This is a genomic window from Kocuria sp. KRD140, from assembly GCF_017168375.1.
Classification (GTDB): Bacteria; Actinomycetota; Actinomycetes; order Actinomycetales; family Micrococcaceae; genus Kocuria; species Kocuria marina.
The window spans coordinates 247,824-266,335 of record NZ_JABFAW010000002.1 but is presented as its reverse complement, the minus strand read 5'-3'; the positions used below and the strand labels follow the sequence as shown (position 1 = coordinate 266,335).

Annotated in this window: 15 protein-coding genes; 11 read left to right on the top strand and 4 right to left on the bottom strand. The window is 70.1% G+C overall.

Annotated elements, in window-relative coordinates:
• Positions 1–49: 49 nt before the first annotated feature.
• Positions 50–916 carry a hypothetical protein gene (locus J1M36_RS03455; protein ID WP_206478663.1) on the bottom strand — a complete coding sequence of 289 codons (867 nt, stop codon included), beginning with the start codon at positions 914–916 and terminating at the stop codon, positions 50–52.
• Positions 917–1,055: 139 nt separating this feature from the next.
• On the opposite strand from J1M36_RS03455, the gene J1M36_RS03450 reads away from it, so the two are divergent.
• A complete protein-coding gene (locus J1M36_RS03450) occupies positions 1,056–1,622 on the top strand; it encodes a hypothetical protein (RefSeq protein WP_085107607.1) in 567 nt (188 codons plus the stop codon).
• Between the two features lie 24 nt (positions 1,623–1,646).
• Here the strand turns inward: J1M36_RS03450 and J1M36_RS03445 are convergent, their stop codons facing one another.
• Positions 1,647–1,862 carry a helix-turn-helix domain-containing protein gene (locus J1M36_RS03445; RefSeq protein WP_085107605.1) on the bottom strand — a complete coding sequence of 72 codons (216 nt, stop codon included), beginning with the start codon at positions 1,860–1,862 and terminating at the stop codon, positions 1,647–1,649.
• Positions 1,863–2,089: 227 nt separating this feature from the next.
• On the opposite strand from J1M36_RS03445, the gene J1M36_RS03440 reads away from it, so the two are divergent.
• The 3 genes from J1M36_RS03440 to J1M36_RS03430 are packed head-to-tail and all read left to right on the top strand — an operon-like array spanning position 2,090 to position 5,973.
• The gene (locus J1M36_RS03440) at positions 2,090–2,752 is read left to right on the top strand and encodes an SAF domain-containing protein (protein ID WP_193519909.1); all 663 of its coding nucleotides are present in this window, start codon (positions 2,090–2,092) and stop codon (positions 2,750–2,752) included.
• Positions 2,749–4,368, top strand: coding sequence for a CpaE family protein (locus J1M36_RS12660; RefSeq protein ID WP_193519908.1), 1,620 nt, complete (start codon positions 2,749–2,751; stop codon positions 4,366–4,368). Before J1M36_RS03440 ends, J1M36_RS12660 begins: the two co-directional genes overlap by 4 nt.
• A 21-nt stretch (positions 4,369–4,389) precedes the next feature.
• Positions 4,390–5,973, top strand: a complete 1,584-nt coding sequence (locus tag J1M36_RS03430) for a sensor histidine kinase (RefSeq protein WP_206478662.1) — start codon at positions 4,390–4,392, stop codon at positions 5,971–5,973.
• Between the two features lie 79 nt (positions 5,974–6,052).
• On the opposite strand, the gene J1M36_RS03425 is transcribed toward J1M36_RS03430, so the two are convergent.
• Positions 6,053–6,301, bottom strand: coding sequence for a WhiB family transcriptional regulator (locus J1M36_RS03425; protein ID WP_019309413.1), 249 nt, complete (start codon positions 6,299–6,301; stop codon positions 6,053–6,055).
• A gap of 509 nt (positions 6,302–6,810) precedes the next feature.
• Between J1M36_RS03425 and J1M36_RS03420 the strand changes: the two genes are divergently transcribed.
• On the top strand, positions 6,811–7,242 hold the full coding sequence (locus tag J1M36_RS03420; RefSeq protein ID WP_206478661.1) for a hypothetical protein: 432 nt from the start codon (positions 6,811–6,813) through the stop codon (positions 7,240–7,242).
• Positions 7,243–7,392: 150 nt separating this feature from the next.
• Here J1M36_RS03420 and J1M36_RS03415 read toward each other — a convergent pair whose 3' ends face one another.
• Positions 7,393–11,769 carry an FtsK/SpoIIIE domain-containing protein gene (locus J1M36_RS03415; RefSeq protein WP_206478660.1) on the bottom strand — a complete coding sequence of 1,459 codons (4,377 nt, stop codon included), beginning with the start codon at positions 11,767–11,769 and terminating at the stop codon, positions 7,393–7,395.
• On the opposite strand from J1M36_RS03415, the gene J1M36_RS03410 reads away from it, so the two are divergent.
• The 6 genes from J1M36_RS03410 (at position 11,768) to J1M36_RS03385 (ending at position 18,502) form a co-directional block, all read left to right on the top strand.
• A complete protein-coding gene (locus J1M36_RS03410; RefSeq protein ID WP_206478659.1) occupies positions 11,768–11,941 on the top strand; it encodes a hypothetical protein in 174 nt (57 codons plus the stop codon). The genes J1M36_RS03415 and J1M36_RS03410 overlap by 2 nt on opposite strands.
• Positions 11,942–11,961: 20 nt before the next feature.
• Entirely contained in the window at positions 11,962–13,143 is a 1,182-nt protein-coding gene (locus tag J1M36_RS03405; protein ID WP_064845818.1) for a glycosyltransferase family 4 protein, read from the top strand.
• A 243-nt stretch (positions 13,144–13,386) separates the two neighbouring features.
• Positions 13,387–14,574 (top strand): UDP-galactopyranose mutase, encoded by a 1,188-nt coding sequence (glf, locus tag J1M36_RS03400; RefSeq protein WP_035965266.1) that lies wholly within the window; start codon positions 13,387–13,389, stop codon positions 14,572–14,574.
• Positions 14,571–16,601, top strand: coding sequence for a glycosyltransferase (locus J1M36_RS03395; RefSeq protein WP_206478658.1), 2,031 nt, complete (start codon positions 14,571–14,573; stop codon positions 16,599–16,601). Before glf ends, J1M36_RS03395 begins: the two co-directional genes overlap by 4 nt.
• Before the next feature lie 98 nt (positions 16,602–16,699).
• Positions 16,700–17,572, top strand: coding sequence for an ABC transporter permease (locus J1M36_RS03390; RefSeq protein WP_064845819.1), 873 nt, complete (start codon positions 16,700–16,702; stop codon positions 17,570–17,572).
• Between the two features lie 3 nt (positions 17,573–17,575).
• On the top strand, positions 17,576–18,502 hold the full coding sequence (locus J1M36_RS03385) for an ABC transporter ATP-binding protein (protein ID WP_064845820.1): 927 nt from the start codon (positions 17,576–17,578) through the stop codon (positions 18,500–18,502).
• Positions 18,503–18,512 lie beyond the last annotated feature (10 nt).

Genomic DNA, 18,512 nt, shown 5'->3' with positions numbered 1-18,512 from the left:
GGCCGTGTTTGGAGTCATGGATCCCAGGGCGGACCTGCCTGGGGTAGACCTATCCGGTGCAGCGCTCCTCGTGCGGTGTGCCCGCCGGATCGAGCAGGTGGGGCGGAACGCGTAACTGGTCCCCGGGGCGGATCAGATCCCCCTGGTGCGCCACGGCGTTCAGCTCGAGCCACGCCGGGAGGTTGTGGCACACGGTGGCGTCCGTGGCCCCCGGCCCCAGCAATTGTTCGGTGAGGCCCCACAGGGTGTCCCCGGCCATCACGGTGAGGACGCCATTGGAGACGCGCTGCCCAGCGGGCGGGTTGGCCGGCTCGAGCATCGGGGTCGAGGCCTCCGGGGCCCGTACAGGAGCGGCCGTGGATTCGGGGGTCGCTTCCGGGCCGCTCGTCTGCGCTCCGGGTGCGGTGTCGGGAACAGCTTCCTGAACGGATTCCGGCGCGGGGGCGGAGGGCTCCGCGAGCTGCTCGGTACCGGCGGTGGCCGGGGCCCAGAAGGGGTCGAGGGCGGCGTCGTCGGCGTGGGCGGGCGCCACGACCACGAGCTGCACGCCCACGAGGGCGACCGCGGTGCGCGCAACCAGGGCGGGCGTGAGGCGCGTGGCCCACCGCTCCAGGCCGTGCCAGCGCAGTCGCCGGGCCGCCCGGGCGAGGGCGAGCATCACCAGTCCACCGACCCACCACCCGGCCACGGCGAGGCACGCACCCGCCGCGATCACCGCGACCAACAGGTCGGGGTCTTGACCGGATCCTGTGGCGCGCAGAGTCTGCGCATATCCGAGGCCCAGAACCCCCAGCGCCCCGGCCAGCACGGGGACGCCGAGCCACGCGACGGCCAAGCGGGTGCCGGTGGAAGGTGCCGATCGATGGATCGCAGACATCTTTGCCTCCGAATAGTGCTGTTTGATGTCGTTTGACATTTTTAGATCATTCAGCGGTCTCACTCGGCTGTCAATCATCGTTGCAATTGCATTCATGTCGGCATGACATCCGACGCGGAGCCGGCCCCTGCACGCCGTAGCGTGACCTCAGGACCACGAGACCCAAGGACGGTGGCGGATGCGCTGGGACGACCTCTTCGAGGACATGGAGGCCCAACTCGAGCAGGCCAGGGTGCGGCTCGTGGAGCAGGAGGCCGTGGAGACCGCGCGGGCGGAGCTGTCACGGCTCACGCTGCTCGAGCGGCTCGCGGCACACCGCGGCGGTCCCGTGCGGTTGCGCCCAGCGCGCGGTGACACCCTGGAGGGAGAGCTCGCGGACGTGGGCTCCGGCTGGGTCGTGGTGCGCGAGCGGCACCTCCAGCACCTGGTCCCACTGCACAGCGTGGTGTGGTGGGAGGGACTACCGCGTCGCTTCGAAGTGCTCCCGGAACGTTCGACCATCCGCAGGCTCGGCATGGGCCACGTCCTGCGCGCCCTCAGCACCGCGCGCGTGCACGTGCGGGTCGTGCTGCAGGACGAATCCCGTCACGGGGAGATCGAGGGCACGGTGGACGCCGTGGGTCAGGACTTCTTCGACGTCGCGGTGCACCCGCAGGACCAGTTCCGCCGACGTAGCTCGGTCACCGCGGTGCGCACGGTGGGGTTCCATGCCGTGGCGCTGGTCTCGTCCCTCGATGCGGGGTGAGTCGCCCGGCGTCCCAAGGGTGTGTCAGTGCAGGGTGCCCTCACGCACCGCTTGCTCGGTGCGCTCGTAGCCCTGTTGGATGTACTCCTCCAGCTTGACCGTCTCCACGCGCCACTGCCCCCGGCCGCCCACCTGGATCGCGGGAAGCTCCCCCGAACGCACCATGGCACGCGCTTGCGGGACGGAGATCGAGAGGATCTCGGCGACGTCCGCGAGTGTGAGGAATCGCTGCTGGGACATTCCGGTCCATCACTTTCTTAGGTGCCGTTGCATGCTGTTTCATTGGGGTTCGCTCGTCATTGTCCCACGTGAGGGGGTAGGCGGCGGGTTATCAACAGGTCCTGGGCGGAATGAACACGTGGCCACCTCCGTCCACAGGTTGTTCGTCACACTTCCCAGCGCGGTGTGCGACGCGGCACACTCGGGTGCAGCCGGCGGGGGCCGGCGCATCACGAAAGGATGTCAGCATGGGGAGCACCGCGGCGCTCGAGCGCTCGGGACGGTCCACGGCCGCACGATTCCGCAAACCGTCCTGGCGGGATCCGCGGCTGCTCGTGGGGCTGCTGCTGGTCCTGCTCTCCGTGCTGGGGGTGACCCTGCTGGTCGCCACGGCCAACCGTACCCAGCCGTACTACGTCGCGGCCAACGACCTCTCCGTGGGGCAACGGATCACGCGGGAGGACCTGGGCACGGTGGACGCACACCTGCAGGATTCCTCCGCGCAGTACGTCCCGGACGGGCAACTGCGGGAGAACGCGGTGGTGACCCAGCGCGTGGCGCGCGGGCAACTCGTGCCGGCTGCGGCGGTGGGCACCGCGGACGAGCTCGACCGCACACCTGTGGGGGTCGCCCTGACCACCCCCATGCCGGCCCAGGCGGAGGCGGGGTCCCGCGTGGACGTGTGGGTGGCCGAGCCCAAACCCACGGGGCGCGGGTACGGGGCGCCCGAGAAACTCGTCACGGGCGCGGAAATCGCGCGCGTGGACACCAAGGACACGGCGCTTGGCGGTAACGCCTCGGCCACGGTCTACGTGCTCGTCACGCAGGCCCAGGTGGGTCCGCTCGTGGACGCGCTCGGCAACGACGCCAAGGTGACCCTGGTGCTCAACACGGCGGGTTCCGGCTCGTGAGTATCTCAGTGGTGACGCTCGGGACGAGCACGTGGCCGCTCGTGGACCGGCTCGAACGCTTGCACGGGGACGTCACGGTGGTGCGGCGCTGTCTGGACCTCGCCGAGCTGCTCGCGTGCGCCCACACCCGCATGGCCCACGTGGCGCTCGTCGCGGAGGGCGCCGAGGAGCTCACCGCGAGCCTGCTCGATCAACTCGAGACCGACGACCTGCGGGTCCTGGTGGTCGAGGGACACGACGAGTCCCGCGTGCAGCGTCTGGGTGTCGGCAGCGTACCCCCGGACGCCACCGGGGAGGAGCTGGCCCGGATCATCACCCGCGCGATGCTCGGTCCCGCACGCTCGCCGTCGTCGGTGCGGGACGACGGCGCTGCGGCGCCGGGCGAACGCCCGGCACCCGAGCGTAAAGCGGCGTCGAGAGGAACGTCGTCAAAGGGAATGGCATCGAAGGCAGCGGTATCGAACGGCGCGGCGGCGACTGATGCACCCGCGGACGGGCCGGCGTCGCGCGAAGGAGCAGCCGGGCGAGCCGCGGGCCGAGCAGTCGCAAAGTCCGCATCCTCCCCGGACAGCACCCATGGGGAAGGTCACATCGGCCCCGACGCCGCCGGACTCGGCTCGGGGGCTGCCGTACCCGGTGGGTCATCCGGCGATCCCGCGACGGCGCACGACCTCGATGACTCAGACGCCCTCGACCATGCCGAAGCCTGCCGGGTGATCGCCGTGTGGGGACCGATGGGGGCCCCCGGCCGCACGGTCACCTCGCTCAATCTCGCCGCCGAACTTGCCCTGCTCGGGCGGCGTGTGCTGCTCGTAGACGCGGACACCTACGCCGCCTCGGTCGCGGCGAGCCTCGGGATGCTGGACGAAGCCGCGGGGCTGGCGCAGGCGTGCCGGCTCGCCGATCAGGCGCGGCTGGACCGGGAGGGATTGCGACGCTGCGCGAGCACGGTGTCCGTCGCGGGCGCCTCGCTGGACGTCCTGACCGGGATCACCCGCTACGACCGCTGGCCCGAGATCCGGGGTTCCGCCCTGGACCTCGTGCTCGACCGTGCCCGGAAGGACTACGACGCCGTGGTCGTGGACACCGCCTCCGGCCTCGAGTCCGACGAGGAGATCAGTTCCGACTTCATGGCCCCGCGGCGCAATGCCGGGACGCTGACCGCGGTCGCGGCCGCGGACGTGGTGATAGCACTCGGCGCAGCGGACACCCTCGGCGTACCGCGGCTCGTCAAGGCTCTGCCGGACCTGTTGGACGCGGCACCGGACGCGCGGATCGTCGTCGTCATGAACAAACTGCGCGCCGCCGCCACCGGTCGCTCCGCGGCCGAGTCCGTGCGGGAGGCCTGGGAGCGCTTCTCGCCCGGGCACCCCGTGGCCCACACCCTCTCGTGGGACGCCAAGGCGTGCGACGACGCCCTGCTCGCCGGTGCTGTGCTCTCGGAGACAGCGCCACGCAGCACGCTACGTCACGAGATGAGTGGGCTCGCGGAGCTCGTGCGGCGGATGCGTGAGCCCGATGCACACGAGGGCGCGGCAGAACCCGTGGGCGCGGGAGCGGGTCCGGCGGGGACTAGGCTGGGGCGTCGGATGGGCGCGTGGTTGCGCCGCGGTTGAGCATCGGAAAGCGAGCGTTCCATGGCCTTCACGGATCCGTTGCGATCTGTCCCGGACTTCGACGCCGGGGACGCCGAGTGGCTGCACCTGCTCGTGGGGGACTGGCAGATGGTCGCGGACCTGGGCTTCGGGGACCTGCTGTTGTGCTTCCCCGCGGACGCGATCCCCGCCGCCGAGAGCCCCACGGGGGATCCGATCCCGGGTGAGGGCAGCGAGTTCCTCGTGTTGGCGCACGCCCGGCCCACCACGGGACCCACCGCTTACCAGAAAGACATGGTGGGGGAGGTCGTGGGTGGCGAGGCTGCGTTCACACTGCGCAGGGCGTGGGTGGACCGGCGGATCGAATGGGCCGGTCCGTCCGAGTGGTCGAGCCTCGCGTCGCGGTCGGTCACCCTCGTGCCGCTCGTGCGCAACAACCGCACGATCGCCGTCCTCAGTCTCACCGCGGACCCCCAGCACGACCGCTTGCCGTCCCGCATGGAACTCGTGTACCACGAGCTGGCTTCGGCCCTGCTGCGCATGGCGAACCAGGGGACGTGGCCGGATTTCGCGGTGCGCACCGATTCCCGCCGGGGCGCCCCGCGCGTGGGCGACGGCATGATGCGGCTCAACGCCGAGGGGAGCGTCGAGTTCTGTTCCCCCAACGGTCTGTCCACGTTCCGGCGGCTGGGTCTGGCGGGGGACATCACGGGGCAGAACCTGTTGCACGTGGCACGCCAGTTGCCCCTGACCGCCCCCGGCGTGGACGAGACCCTGGCGCCCGTGCTCGCGGGGACCATGCCGTGGCGCGCGGAACTGGCCACCGGCAAGGCCTCCGCCACGCTGCGTGCGATCCCGCTGCGGGAGGGCCCGGAACGCACCGGGGCGCTGTTGCTGTGCCGGGACGTCACGGAACTGCGGCGCCGCGACCTGCAGCTCGTGTCCAAGGACGCGACGATCCGGGAGATCCACCACCGGGTCAAGAACAACCTGCAGACGGTCTCCGCCCTCCTGCGCCTGCAGTCCCGGCGCATGCATTCCGACGAGGGACGCAACGGCCTGCAGCAGGCCATGCGGCGCGTGAGTGCGATCGCGCGCGTGCACGAGTCCCTGTCCCACGAGATCTCGGAGGACGTGGACTTCGACGACCTCATCCGCCACCAGGTCAAACTCGCGGTGGAGACCGCCTCCGCGGGCCAGCACGTGCGCACCCGGGTCAGCGGCCGGTTCGGGCGGTTGCCGTCCAAGAGCGCGACGTCCGTGGCCCTCGTGGTCAACGAGATCGTGGCCAACGCCGTGGAGCATGGGCTCAAGGACCGGGACGGCACCGTGGAGCTCGCGGTGACGCACCGGCAGGACGAGGTCACGGACGCGGGAGAGAGGTACCGCGTCGTCGAGATCGCGATCAACGACGACGGGCGCGGCATGGGGGACGCCGTGATCGAGGAATCCGGTGTGGACGCCTACCGCCCACCCGCGGAGGGCGAGGGACTCGGGATGCAGATCGTGCGCACGCTCGTGGCCGGTGAGCTGCAGGGCGGCATTCGGTGGCAACCCGCTGACGGGGGTGGGACGAGCGTGATCATCACCGCCCGGTTCCCGCGGGCGACGTCCGGGCGCTCCTGACACGCCCAGCCGGCCGCGGACGACGGCGGCCCGTGACCTGCTCGTGGGAACAGGTCACGGGCCGCCGTGGGGAACGGACTCAGGAGGCGCGGCGGGCGCGGGCGGCGCGGCGCTTCAACGCACGCCGTTCGTCCTCACTCATACCGCCCCACACACCGGCGTCCTGACCGGATTCGAGGGCCCACTGCAGGCACGTGTCCATGACCTCGCACGTGCGGCACACGGCCTTGGCTTCCTCGATCTGCAACAGGGCGGGGCCGGTGTTGCCCACCGGGAAGAACAGTTCGGGATCCTTTTCGAGGCAAGCTGCGCGACTACGCCAATCCATGACGGCACGGCTCCTTTCGGGTTCGTGGGTGCGGGCCCGTGCGCATCCCACGCAATGCGGCAGCGGGCCGCGTCGCGGATTTCCGGGGGGAATGACACACAGAAAAGGCCCGTGAATGTCGGGCCTTGGGGATTCTGCCCACTATTTTCCCACGTAAACACACAGTAAACAAGGGTGTGAGCGCTATATCACATCCCAAGGCGCCCCTCGCAACGATTGCCGCCGGATGTCCGTGCGCGAGGCCGGCCCCTGTACCGGCGGCTGGGACCCACCGATGAGACGGACCCGTGGGGCCGGTTGCTCGGGCCGCTGCCCGCGCGGCCGACGGCCGGCATCGGTGGCCGGGACCGAGTGTTAGGACCGGTCTCCCGAATGAGCCGCGGCACCGACTGGTGGCATCGGCCTCCGGCATCAGCGGACGGGACAGGTTCCCGGCATCCGTCACCGGCCGCGGGCCGATGCGGTCACTACAGTGGGAGTGCTCCCGTTCCCGCCGAAAGGTTTTCCGCATGGCCGCCCCGGATCGTCGTACCGCCCCCGGAGCCGCGAGCTCCCGGCCCTGGACCGCATCCGTGATCACCGTGCTGGTGGCGTTGGAGGGTGCGGCATTGCTCGCGGTTGCCGTGGGCCTGGTCGTCTCCCTGTTCTCCGTGCATGTCCTACCCATCGCGGGGATCATCTTCGCGACCGTGGTGCTCGCCGCGGGTGCGTTGTGGCTCGGCGCGGCGGCCCGCGGGACCTGGCGAGGTTTACGCTGGCCGCGCGCCGCGGTCCTGGTGTCTCAGGCGTTCTTGTTGATCGTCGGACTGTCCTTCCTGCAGCTCACCGTGGGCTTCTGGGGGATCGTGGTCGCGGCGATCGCGGTGGTCACCGTCCTGTGCTTGTTCGCACCGCGCACCGTCGCCTGGATGCATCGCACCCACGACGACGTCGCTCGCTGACCTCGTGGGACCTCCCGCGGAGCACGCCGGGACCTCAGGCACCGATGCTCGCGCGAGCCGGCAGTGATGGCGTCCACCGCAACGGCCCCCGGGTGACCGGACGGTTGCGGGGCGTGGCCCGCCGAACGGGGCCGAGCGTCGTCGTACCTCTCACCCTGTGACCGCCTGCGCGGGCGCGGGCAGCTGCACCGGTTCCGCGAGGCCGCGGTGCACCCAGACCGCGCGGCCGGGCGGCCCGCCCAGCGCAAGGCCCGTGAGGGACACGCCGAACACGTCACCGTCGAACACCCGCCGTGGACGCACCAGGAGCGTGTCCGCGTGCTGTCGCCACGCGAGTAGCGGGGGAAAGGTCCCCGCGAGCGCATCCGTGAGGCGCACGCCCACGATCATTCGTGCCCCGGGCTGGGCCGAGGCGGTGGCTGAGCTGTCCGCCGCCTGGTGGGACTCGACCGGGGAAGCATGCGCGGACCACGCGGTGGCCAGTGCCCGAAGGACATCGGAGGTGAGGTGGTCGGCGTCGTCGATCACGATCGTGGCCGACCGATCAGCTGACCTGGCGGCGTGCAGGAGCTCCTCGGCCTCGGCTGCGGTGCTGGGGGAGCCGGCGAATACGAGATGTCCAGGCCCGCCGTCTCCGGATGCGCGTGCAGCCAACCCGGAACGGGCGGCGTCAAGGAACGTGGATCGCCCCGACCGCGCCGGGCCGGCGACGATCAGGGTCGAACCGGGACCCCACGGGTGAACGGCGCATTGCCCGTCCCGCGTGACACCCAGCACCAAGCCGGCCACGGACCGATCGGGGACATGCCACACGGTGGGCAAGGGGAACGACGTGGGCCACGGGTTCGCCGGCTGGTGCGTCGGGCCGTCGGTGCGCCGTGCGTCCGGGGAATCCTGGGACGCGGCGGCGAGTGCACCCGCAGGTTCATCGGGCCGTGGCGGAACGAGCCGGGCATCCCGGAGGCCCGTGGGCACGGTGGGTCCGGGCGGGGCACTGTGGGCGACCGCGGGCGCGTTGGGTCCGAGCCACCTGGCGAGCTGGACGACCGCGAGGTGCCCCGAAGAATCCTCCACGCCCCACGGCGTGCAGCGGGCGGCCATCGGGCCCGCGAGGGCGGCTCGCTCGGGATGCGGCGTGAACGGGGGCAGGCGGGGCCACTGCACGAGGGCATCGTTGCTCTGTCCTTGTGGGAAGTACAAGCGGTTGGAGCCGAGGTGGGAAGCGCGTCCCGCAACCAGCGCGCGATCCCCCGCGACCACGCAGGACAGCCCGCCGGACGCACCCGTGGCCATGAGAGACACCAGCTCGTCCTCCAGATGCGCCCACGTGCTCGCACGCAGGACCTGGCAACAGCGATCCCAGTCGTCCACGGCGAGGACGGCGCGTGACGGGGGATCCCTGGGAACGGTGGACGCGTGCTCGAGCCCCTCATGGAGTTGTCGCACCAGGTGGGCCACGTCCCCGGGCTGGTCCGCACGGGCACAGCCGCGGACAGCGGGGTGCAGGGGCCGACCGCCCGCCGTGGTGAGCCCCTCCACGGGCTGGCCCGAGGCGGTGAGGACGTACACCGCCACCCCCGTGTGTGCCTCGTCCGTGGCGGTCGGGATTCGGATGTGGGCGCAGCGCCGCAGCACATCGCGCAGTCCCTTGCGCGTGGCCTCGGGACGTCCGATCAGCAACAGCGGCCCGTCCTGCCACGGGTGCCACGAGACCCGCCCGCACCAGTGGGCCGCCGGATTCTCCGCGGCACCCAGATCCACCTCGTCACCGTCGGTGCGCACCGCGGGCACGTGGCGGGGCAGGGGCGGTGGGACAGCGGCGTCGGCGGGAACGCGAGACGATGCCATATCAGTGGAGGTGGGCGGCGGATACCCGTGCCAGGCGCGGGAGACGTCGCGCACCGCGGCGGTGACCCCGGCTTCCCGCTCCGAGGACGCGGTGAGGCGGACGTGCCCGGTTCCCGCGGCGGGCGGGCTCGGAAGGGGTCCGGGATCGAAACGAAGCACCAGGGGCTCGGGCCGCGGTGGGATCATACGGGTCAGGACCGCCGCCTGCACCTCCACGGGCCGCCCGTCCCCGCGGTCCAGGAACCCGCGGCCCGGGATGCCCGGGGCGATGCGGGCCGCCGCGGCGGTTCCGAGTACGTCCATCGACTCCTGATCACTGCGCACGCGCAGACACAGTGCCTGGGTGATGTTGGCGCGCACGTCCGCGCTCAATGCACCCTGGGGACGCTGGGTCGCGAGCACGAGGTGCACACCGAGGGAACGGCCCACCGCGGCAATCACCGCGAGCTGTTGCCCTGCATCCGGGAAGGCATCCGTGAGCATCCTGGCCTCGTCCACCACGACCACGAGCTCCCGTAGGGGAAGTGCACCGCTCGCGGCGCACAGCAGCTGCGCCATATCATTGAGCCCGAGGGAGCACAGGACCCGCTCGCGGCGCTGCACCTCGGAGCGTAGGAAGGCCAGGGCGCGGCGGACCTCGTCGGGTCCCAGGTCCGTGAGCAGGGTCGTGACGTGCGGTAGCCCCGTCAGCGGGGCCAGGGCCGCCCCGCCCTTGAAGTCGATGAACACGAATTCCAGGCGCTCGGGTGGGAATGCGTGTGCGAGCCCCGTGACGAGGGTGCGCAGCACTTCCGACTTCCCGCATCCCGTGGTGCCCGCGACGAGCAGGTGCGGGTTCTCGTCGTCGAGCCGGACGTCCTCCGGCCCCGCGGATGACACGCCGAACACCGCGGCCAGCGCTGCGTTCGACGTCGCGGGCTGGGGACGAGCGGCGGACCCGCCACGGCACGTGCCGACGAGCGAGGTGGAGGTCGGACCGAGGTGCGCGGCCACCAGCTCGTGCGAGCCCACGCGGCGAGGCAGTGGCCCACCGTGAGCGCCTCCCGCGGCTCGTCGCCACGCGCGGATCGCCGCCTCTGCGGTGTCGAAGGTCACGGTGTCCGGCGTGAACGCGAGGTGCGTCCCGAGCCCGGTCTCCGCAAGCCCCGGAACGGCATGGACCACTCGGCTGCTGAGCCGCAGGCCGTCCGGTCCCGCGGTGACGACGGTGTCCCCGGGGGCACCCTCCGGGTCTGCCGTCACGATGATGCGAAGCGTCCCGGGCGTGGCCGGCGCGGTGGCGGCCCACGCCGGTGTCACGACCTCCAACGCGACGTCCCGGTCCGGTGAAGAGGCCGTGGGATTCTCGCGGGGTGCTGCGAGCAGATCGTGGGCCACGGGCGGGCGCCATGTGATGCCCGGGGACACGCGCAATGCGGCGAGCGCCGCGTGCCCCGTGAACAACTGCACGGCCAGGGCATGGAGAACACCCTCCGCGCGTTCCCGGTCGAGAACCAGGGTCAGGCTGCCGATCCCCGCCAGATCCAGTAACACAGGAGCGTGGGAGTGGAATGCCGCGCGAGGCGCCGTCGCACGGTCACCGACGATGTGCGCGGACCGTGCCGCGTGACCCAGCCGGACCCACCGACGTGTCCGCTCAGCAGGGGCGCCGATCCGTCCGGGCATTGTGGCGTCATGGGACAGTGCGGTGGCCGGGCGGGGTCCGCCGCCGTCACTCCGGGACGGGCTGCGCACCGCCCGGCCGCGCGCCACGATCTCCGCGGCCGACGGCGCCGCCTTCTCACAGCGGCGCAGGTCCCGTTGGAGTGCCGCGGCCAGGCGACGTCGATGATCGCGCCGCGCGCCGCGCTCGCCGAACCAACCCACCGCGGACGTGACCGCACCAAGGGCACTGAAGACCAGGAAGAACCACCAGTGGGTGACCACCGCGATACCGATCCCGGCCAGGAGGGGGAGCAGACCCGTGATCAGGGCGATCCGGGACTTCCCGACCGCGGGGGAATCCACACGCAAGGGGTGGGCCGGATCCGCCTCCTGGGCGGTGAATCCTGCCGGGGGCACCGCCGGATCCGGCCAGGCCAGGTCCTCGGTGTGCGCCGGGGGGAACGAGACCCGCAGGGTGCACGCGCGACCGTCCGCCCGCACGCGGACCCGGTCGCCGTGCCGCAGTGCTGCGCCTCCCGGGAGCACCCGCAGGCCCACGTCATCCATGATCAGGGTCGGTTGGGCGGGGTCTTTCCCTAGCTGCGACGCGGGGAGCAATCGTGGCTCGTGGGGCGTGAGGCCGAGTTGATGCGTTCCGCGGGCCAGCGGGAAGCGCGTTCCCACCCCGACGCCCTCCACGGCCACGAGATACGCGGTCTCCTGTGAATCCGCGAGCGGCACGACCGGGGATGGGGGACCCGGCGTCGAGGCCCGAGCGGGCCCGGCCGGCACGTCCGCGTCGTCGAGGGTCCGTGCCTCCGGGGTCAGGACCACCGTGGCACCATCCGTCAGGGGCGGGGTGCCCACGCGCGCGGCCGCGAGATCGACGCCCGAGACCACGGCGGTGCACGGCGTCCCCAGGAGTCGGGCGAGTTCGGCGTGCAGGTCCGCCCCGCGCGCACCCGATGCGGCGGTGAGGTGCGCAGTGTGGACCACGCCGGAACCGGCCCACGTGATCCGGAGACTCAACTGCATGACAGCACTTCACCCGCCGGTGACCGCCCGCGGCGAGGACACGTCCCGCCGTGTGGATCCGCGCGGCGCGGGGGAGTACAAGGGCTCGCTCGTGCAGTGGGCTTACCGCGGGCCGATCTTCCCACCGAACGCCCATGCACGCGCCGTGGACGCGGTCCGGAGTGGGGCGTGAATCATGAGACAGTAAAGGCCATGAGACCCCGCAAGGTTGTCATCGTCAGCCGAATCTTCCTCCCCGAACCGGCGGCCGCGTCCTTCCGTCTGGCCGCCCTGGCCAGGGGCTTCGCCGCCGAGGGGGCCGACGTCACGGTCCTGACCACGAACCCGCCCCGCGCCATGGCTGCGGCCACCGTGGACGAGCCGTACCGCATCGTGCGGGTCCCCGTTCTGCGGGACAGCGAGGATTACGTCCGCGGCGTCGCCCAGTACCTGAGTTTCGACGTCCAGGCCTTCGCCCGCCTCCTCACCATGGACGCGGACATTGTGGTGAGCGAACCACCCCCCACCACGGGACTCGCGGTATGGCTGTCGAGTGCACTGCGGCGTCGTCCGTACATCTGGTACAACCCGGACGTGTGGACCTCCGCGACCCTGAACATGGACGTCCCCTCGGTGGTGACGCAGCTGATGCGCGTCGCGGAGACCGTGTCCGCCCGGCGCGCCGGCGGTGTGATCACGGTGTCCGAGTCGATGGGCGAGGAACTGCGCCGCGTGACCGGGGTCGGGCGGGACAAGATGTTCCTCGCCGAGAACGGGATCGACACCGACACCTTCACCGCGGACGGCCCCGCCGAACCGTGGGACGGACCGTATTTCGTGTACGCGGGGTCCGTGTCCGAATGGCAGGGTATGGACATCTTCATCGAGGCGCTCGCCCGGATCCTGCCGCGCCACCCCGGGGTGACCCTGCACGTCCTGGGGCGCGGGTCGGACCTCACCCGCGTCCAGGAGGTCGCCGCGCGGCTGGCCCCGGACAACGTCGTGTTCCACGGCGTGCAGCCCCCGGCGCGCACCGCGGCGTTCCTGCGGGGTGCCGTGGCCGCCCTCGCCTCCGTCATCCCGCACACCGGGTACGACTTCTCCAAGCCCACCAAGCTCTATGCGGCCGCCGCGTGCGGCATACCGTCCATCTACGCCGGGGTGGGCGCGGGTGCCCGCCTCGTGTCCGAGAACCGGTTGGGAACGCCCGTGGAGTTCACCCCCGAGGCGGTCGCGGACGCCATGGAACGCGCGCTCGACGACGCCCGCTCGGGTGAGCGCGAGGGCGCGCGTGAGCGCCGTCGGACGTGGGCCCGCGAGAACGCGTCGCTCGCGGCGTCGGGGCGAGCCGCCGCCGCGTGGGTGCTCAGCGGCTTCACCCGGGACGCCCGCTGAACGCGGAGCGCGCGCCGCGCTGTCATCCCGGCGCCGCGGTACGTGGACCCCGCCGTCCTCCGAGCTGCGGCGCCGTCGCCGAAGCGGCCGAGCGGCGTCGCACCCCGCGCACGACGCCGCCGTGTGACGGCGCTCATGAGGCGCGGCGCTGTGCGGGTCACACAGGGCGCACGGGGTGGTGTCCGGTATTTTTAGGCCAGACGATGTCCGTGCATGAATCGCGGAAGATGCTAGGAGAAACACATGAACACTGATCTGGTGGTCGTGGGCTCGGGTCTGTTCGGTTTGACCGTGGCGGAACGAGCGGCGCGAGAAATGGGTCTGAAGGTCACCATGATCGACCGGCGTTCCCACCTGGGCGGCAACGCCTACAGCGAGAACGAGGAGCGGACCGGGATCGAGGTGCACCGCTACGGGGCCCACCTGTTCCACACCTCGAACGAGCGCGTGTGGGAGTACGTGAACCGCTTCACCGCGTTCACGAACTACGTGCACCGGGTGTACACCCGGCACAAGGGGGAGGTGTTCCCCATGCCCATCAACCTGGGCACGATCAACCAGTTCTTCCGCGCGGCGTACTCCCCGGGGGAGGCGCGCGATCTGATCCGCGAGCAGGCCGGTGAACTGGCGGGCACGGATCCGCAGAACCTCAACGACAAGGGCATCCAGCTGATCGGGCGCCCGCTGTACGAGGCGTTCATCAAGCACTACACCGGCAAGCAGTGGCAGACCGATCCGAAGGACCTGCCCGCGTCCATCATCTCCCGGCTGCCCGTGCGCTACACGTACGACAACCGCTACTTCAACGACACCCACGAGGGCCTGCCCGTGGACGGGTACACCGCGTGGCTCGAGCGCATGGCGGACCATCCGAACATCGACGTGCGCCTGGACACCGACTTCTTCGACGACTCCCAGGAGTTCTCCAAGTCGAACGTGGTGGGCCAGGTCCCCGTGGTCTACACGGGCCCGGTGGACCGGTACTTCGACTACGCCCAGGGCGACCTCTCGTGGCGCACGATCGATCTGGAGGAGGAGGTCCTGGACATCGAGGACTTCCAGGGCACCTCGGTGATGAACTACCCGGACGAGGACGTCCCGTTCACGCGCATCCACGAGTTCCGCCACTTCCACCCGGAGCGTGATTACACCAAGGACGCGACCGTGATCATGCGAGAGTTCTCGCGTTTCGCCGAGAAGGGTGACGAGCCCTACTACCCCGTGAACACGCAGGCGGACCGCGAGAAGCTGCTCGCGTACCGGGATCTGGCCAAGGAGGAGTCGTCGGTATTGTTCGGCGGCCGCCTAGGCACCTACAAGTACCTGGACATGCACATGGCCATCGGCTCGGCATTGTCCATGGTGGACAACAAGATCGCACCGCATTTCACCTCCGGTGCGCCCCTGAGCAGCGGAGGAGTGGACGAGTGAGCAGCGAACGCGTGGAACAGGCCAGCCAGCCCGAACCGCAGACCACGGATGACCAGGAGTACCTGGCCAAGATCAACACGGAGCCCAGCACGGCGGAGGACCTGCGGGAGGTGGCCCGGGTCGTGTTCCCCGCGAACAAGGACTTGGACGCCCTGCCGCTGTACATCGACGGTCCCATCAACCGGGACGGCCCGTCCTCGGCCGGCGCCGACACCGCCAACCAGCACCCGGACGACATCCTCTCGCGCCGTTCGGTGCGGATCCGGGCCGGGCGACGCGTCTCGTTCGGCTCCTACTTCAACGCGTTCCCGGCGTCCTACTGGCGCCGCTGGACCGTGGCCGAGTCCGTGGTGCTGCGTGTGCGCACTACGGGTGCCGGATCGCTCATCGTGTACCGCACGAATGCTCGCGGGGTCGCGCAGCGCGTCGAGGACCGCCGGGTCAGCGGGAGCGCCACGTGCGAGTTCGAGCTCACGCTGGCCCCGTTCGGTGACGGCGGCTGGTACTGGTTCGACCTGATCGCGGACGAGGAGGGCATGGTCCTGGACGCGGCGTCCTGGCTCGTGCCGTCCCATGGCCGCCCGGTGGGTCGCGTGACCCTGGGTGTGACGACGTTCAACCGCCCGGACTACTGCGTCAACACGATCAAGACCATTGCCGAGGCGGACGGCCTGGACGAGGTCCTCGACGAGCTGATCATCGTGGACCAGGGTAACAAGCTGGTCCAGGACGAACCCGATTTCTCGCAGGCCGAGAAGGCCATGCGCGGGAAGCTGCGGATGATCCGGCAGGGGAACATGGGAGGTTCCGGTGGTTTCGCCCGGAACATGTACGAGGTCGTGCGCGGCCGGGACACCCCGAACGGCGTGGAGAAGTCCGACTACGTCCTGATCCTGGACGACGACATCCTGCTCGAGTCCGAGGGCGTGCTGCGGGCTACTGCGTTCGCGGACATGTGCCACACCCCGTCCATCGTGGGCGGGCACATGTTCGACATGTACAACAAGCCCCTGCTCAACGCGTACGCGGAGGTCGTGAACCCCTATCGGTTCTTGTGGGGTCCCATCGACGGCCTGGGCGGCGTGGACTTCGCCGAGCGCGGTCTGCGTTCGCGTCCCCAGCTGCACCGGCGCTGGGACGCCGACTACAACGGCTGGTGGATGTGTTTGATCCCGCGCGTGGTCCTCGAGGACATCGGGCTGTCCCTGCCGGTGTTCATCAAGTGGGACGACTCCGAGTACTCGCTGCGCGCCAAGGCCGCCGGCTACCCGACCATCTCCCTGCCGGGTGCGGCCGTGTGGCACGTGTCGTGGGCGGACAAGGACGACGCCGTGGACTGGCAGGCGTACTTCCACGAGCGCAACCGCCTGATCGCGGCCCTGCTGCACTCGCCGTTCGCCAAGGGCGGGCGGATGCTGCGCGAGTCCCTGACCACGGATACCAAACACGTGGTGTCCATGCAGTACTACCCGGCCAAGTCCGTGTTGCTCGCGATCCAGGACGTCCTGGACGGCCCGGACGGGCTGCACGCCATGCTGCCCACCCGCATGCCCGAGATCCGCGCCATGAAGGACGAGTACTCGGACGCGCGCGTGGTCAAGGACCCGGCCACTCTGCCGCCGGTCCGGCGCAAGAAGCCCCCGCGCACCATGGGGGCTCCCAAGTCCCCGACCAAGGCGCAGCTGATCCCGTGGGCGCTGCGCACCGTGCTCAAGCAGACGCTGCGCCCCGTGCGGGACATGGCCAAGGAGTACCCGGAGGCCAGCGTGGCGCACATGGACAGCCACTGGTCCTACCTGGCGTCCCTGGACTCGGCGATCGTCTCCAACGCGGACGGCACCGGGGCGTCCTGGTACCGCCGGGATCCCGCTCAGGTCCGTGAGCTCATGATGGAGAGCGTCAAGCTCCACGCCGAGTTGCTCTCCCGTTGGGACGCGCTGAGCGAGCAGTACCGCGCCGCCCTCCCGGAGATCACCTCGGTGGACGCGTGGGCGCGGACTTTTGCGGAGAACGGCCCCGCGCAGTAATTTGGCCCCTGCACGACGCCGCACGCAGACTTCCGCGTGCGGCGTCGGCGTGTATCCGGTCACGGCGCACAACGGCCCGTGCGAGGAAAGGACGGCAGATGGAAATGCAAGCCCCCGCGACGCAGTTGCGGCCTCCGGGGCAGGACCGCGGCCTGCGGGACGTGTTCGCCAACAGGTTCCTGCTCAAGCTGATCGTGGACAAGGAGATCCAGATCAGGTACCGCGGCACGGTGCTGGGTCTGTTATGGTCCTACCTCAAGCCGGGCGTGCAGTTCCTGGTGTTCTACATCGCCATGGGCGTGTTCCTGGACCTGAACCGGGGGATCGAGAACTTCGCGGTCTACTTGTTCTCCGGGATCGTGGTGATGAACCTGTTCGGTGAGGTCTTCGGCAACGCATCGCGTTCGGTGGTGGCCAACGGCGGTCTGCTCAAGAAGATCTACCTGCCACGGCAGTTGTTCCCGGTGTCCAACCTGCTGGTCGCGTTCATCCACTTCGTCCCGCAATTGGCCATCCTGCTGCTCGCGTGTCTCGTGACCGGGTGGCGCCCGGACCTCAAACAATTGCTGGCCGTGGTCGTGGGGACGCTGATCATCGCCCTGTTCTCCCTGTCCCTGGGCATGTTGTTCACCACGTTCAACGTGTTCTTCCGGGACGCGGAGAACATCGTGGACCTGATCGTCATGGTCTCCACGTGGGCCTCGCCCGTGCTCTACATGTGGACCATGGTGCGGGAGAAGCTGTGGGACTGGGTGTATTACGTCTACATGGTCAACCCCCTCACGGTGGCCGTGGAACTGTTCCACTACGGGTTCTGGTTCCCCACCACGGATAACCCGCAGATCTGGCACGTCCCGCCCCACCTGATGACGGGCTGGACCCCGTTGGCCATCGTCACCAGCCTGATCCTCTTCGTGATCGCGGACCGGCTCTTCCGGTCCCAAGAGGGCAACTTCGCGCAGGAGCTGTGAATCATGTCTAGTTCAGTCACCCCGCACACCCCCGGGCGCACCGAGGCGGACGTCGCCATCCGGGTCAGGCACATGACCAAGGAGTTCGTGCTGCGCCACACCCGCTCCATGAAGGAGGCCTTCGTGTGGCTCGTGAAGGGCCGTAAGGGGGACCTCACGGCCAAGTTCACGGCACTCAACGACGTCTCGTTCGATGTCTACGACGGTGAGACCGTGGCCCTGCTGGGCTTCAACGGTTCGGGCAAGTCCACGACCCTGAAGATGATCTCCGGGGTCATGAACCCGGACTCGGGGGAGGTGCTCACGCGGGAGCGCGTGGCGGGGCTCATCGAGGTGGGCGCGGGGTTCCACCCGGATCTCACGGGCCGCGACAACGTCTACCTCAACGGCGCCATCCTGGGGATGGACAAGGCGGAGATCGACGCCAAGTTCGACGACATCGTGGCCTTTTCCGAGATCGCCGAGTTCATCGACACCGAGGTCAAGTTCTACAGCTCCGGCATGTACTTGCGCCTCGCGTTCTCCGTGGCCATCCACACCGACCCCGAGGTCTTCCTGGTGGACGAGATCCTCTCCGTGGGGGACGAGCCGTTCCAGAAGAAATGCATCGGTCGGATCAAGGACCTCGTGCGCCGGGGCAAGACCCTCGTGGTGGTCAGCCACGACCTCAACCTCGTGATGGACATCTGCGAACGCGGGATCGTGATGGACCACGGCAACAAGGTCTTCGACGGCAACGTCTACGGCGCCGTCGCCCACATGCGCAACCAGCCCGAGGAGGAGGTGCGCCGCGAGCACGCGGAAGGCCTCGCGCGCGCCCTCGAGGACAAGCGTCGCAAACGCGAGTGGCAAGCCCGCGAGGCCGCCGAACGCGGCGAGGAATTCGTACCCCAGTACGACCCGGACCTGGACGGGCCCCTGGCTGGCTGACCGGGCAGGG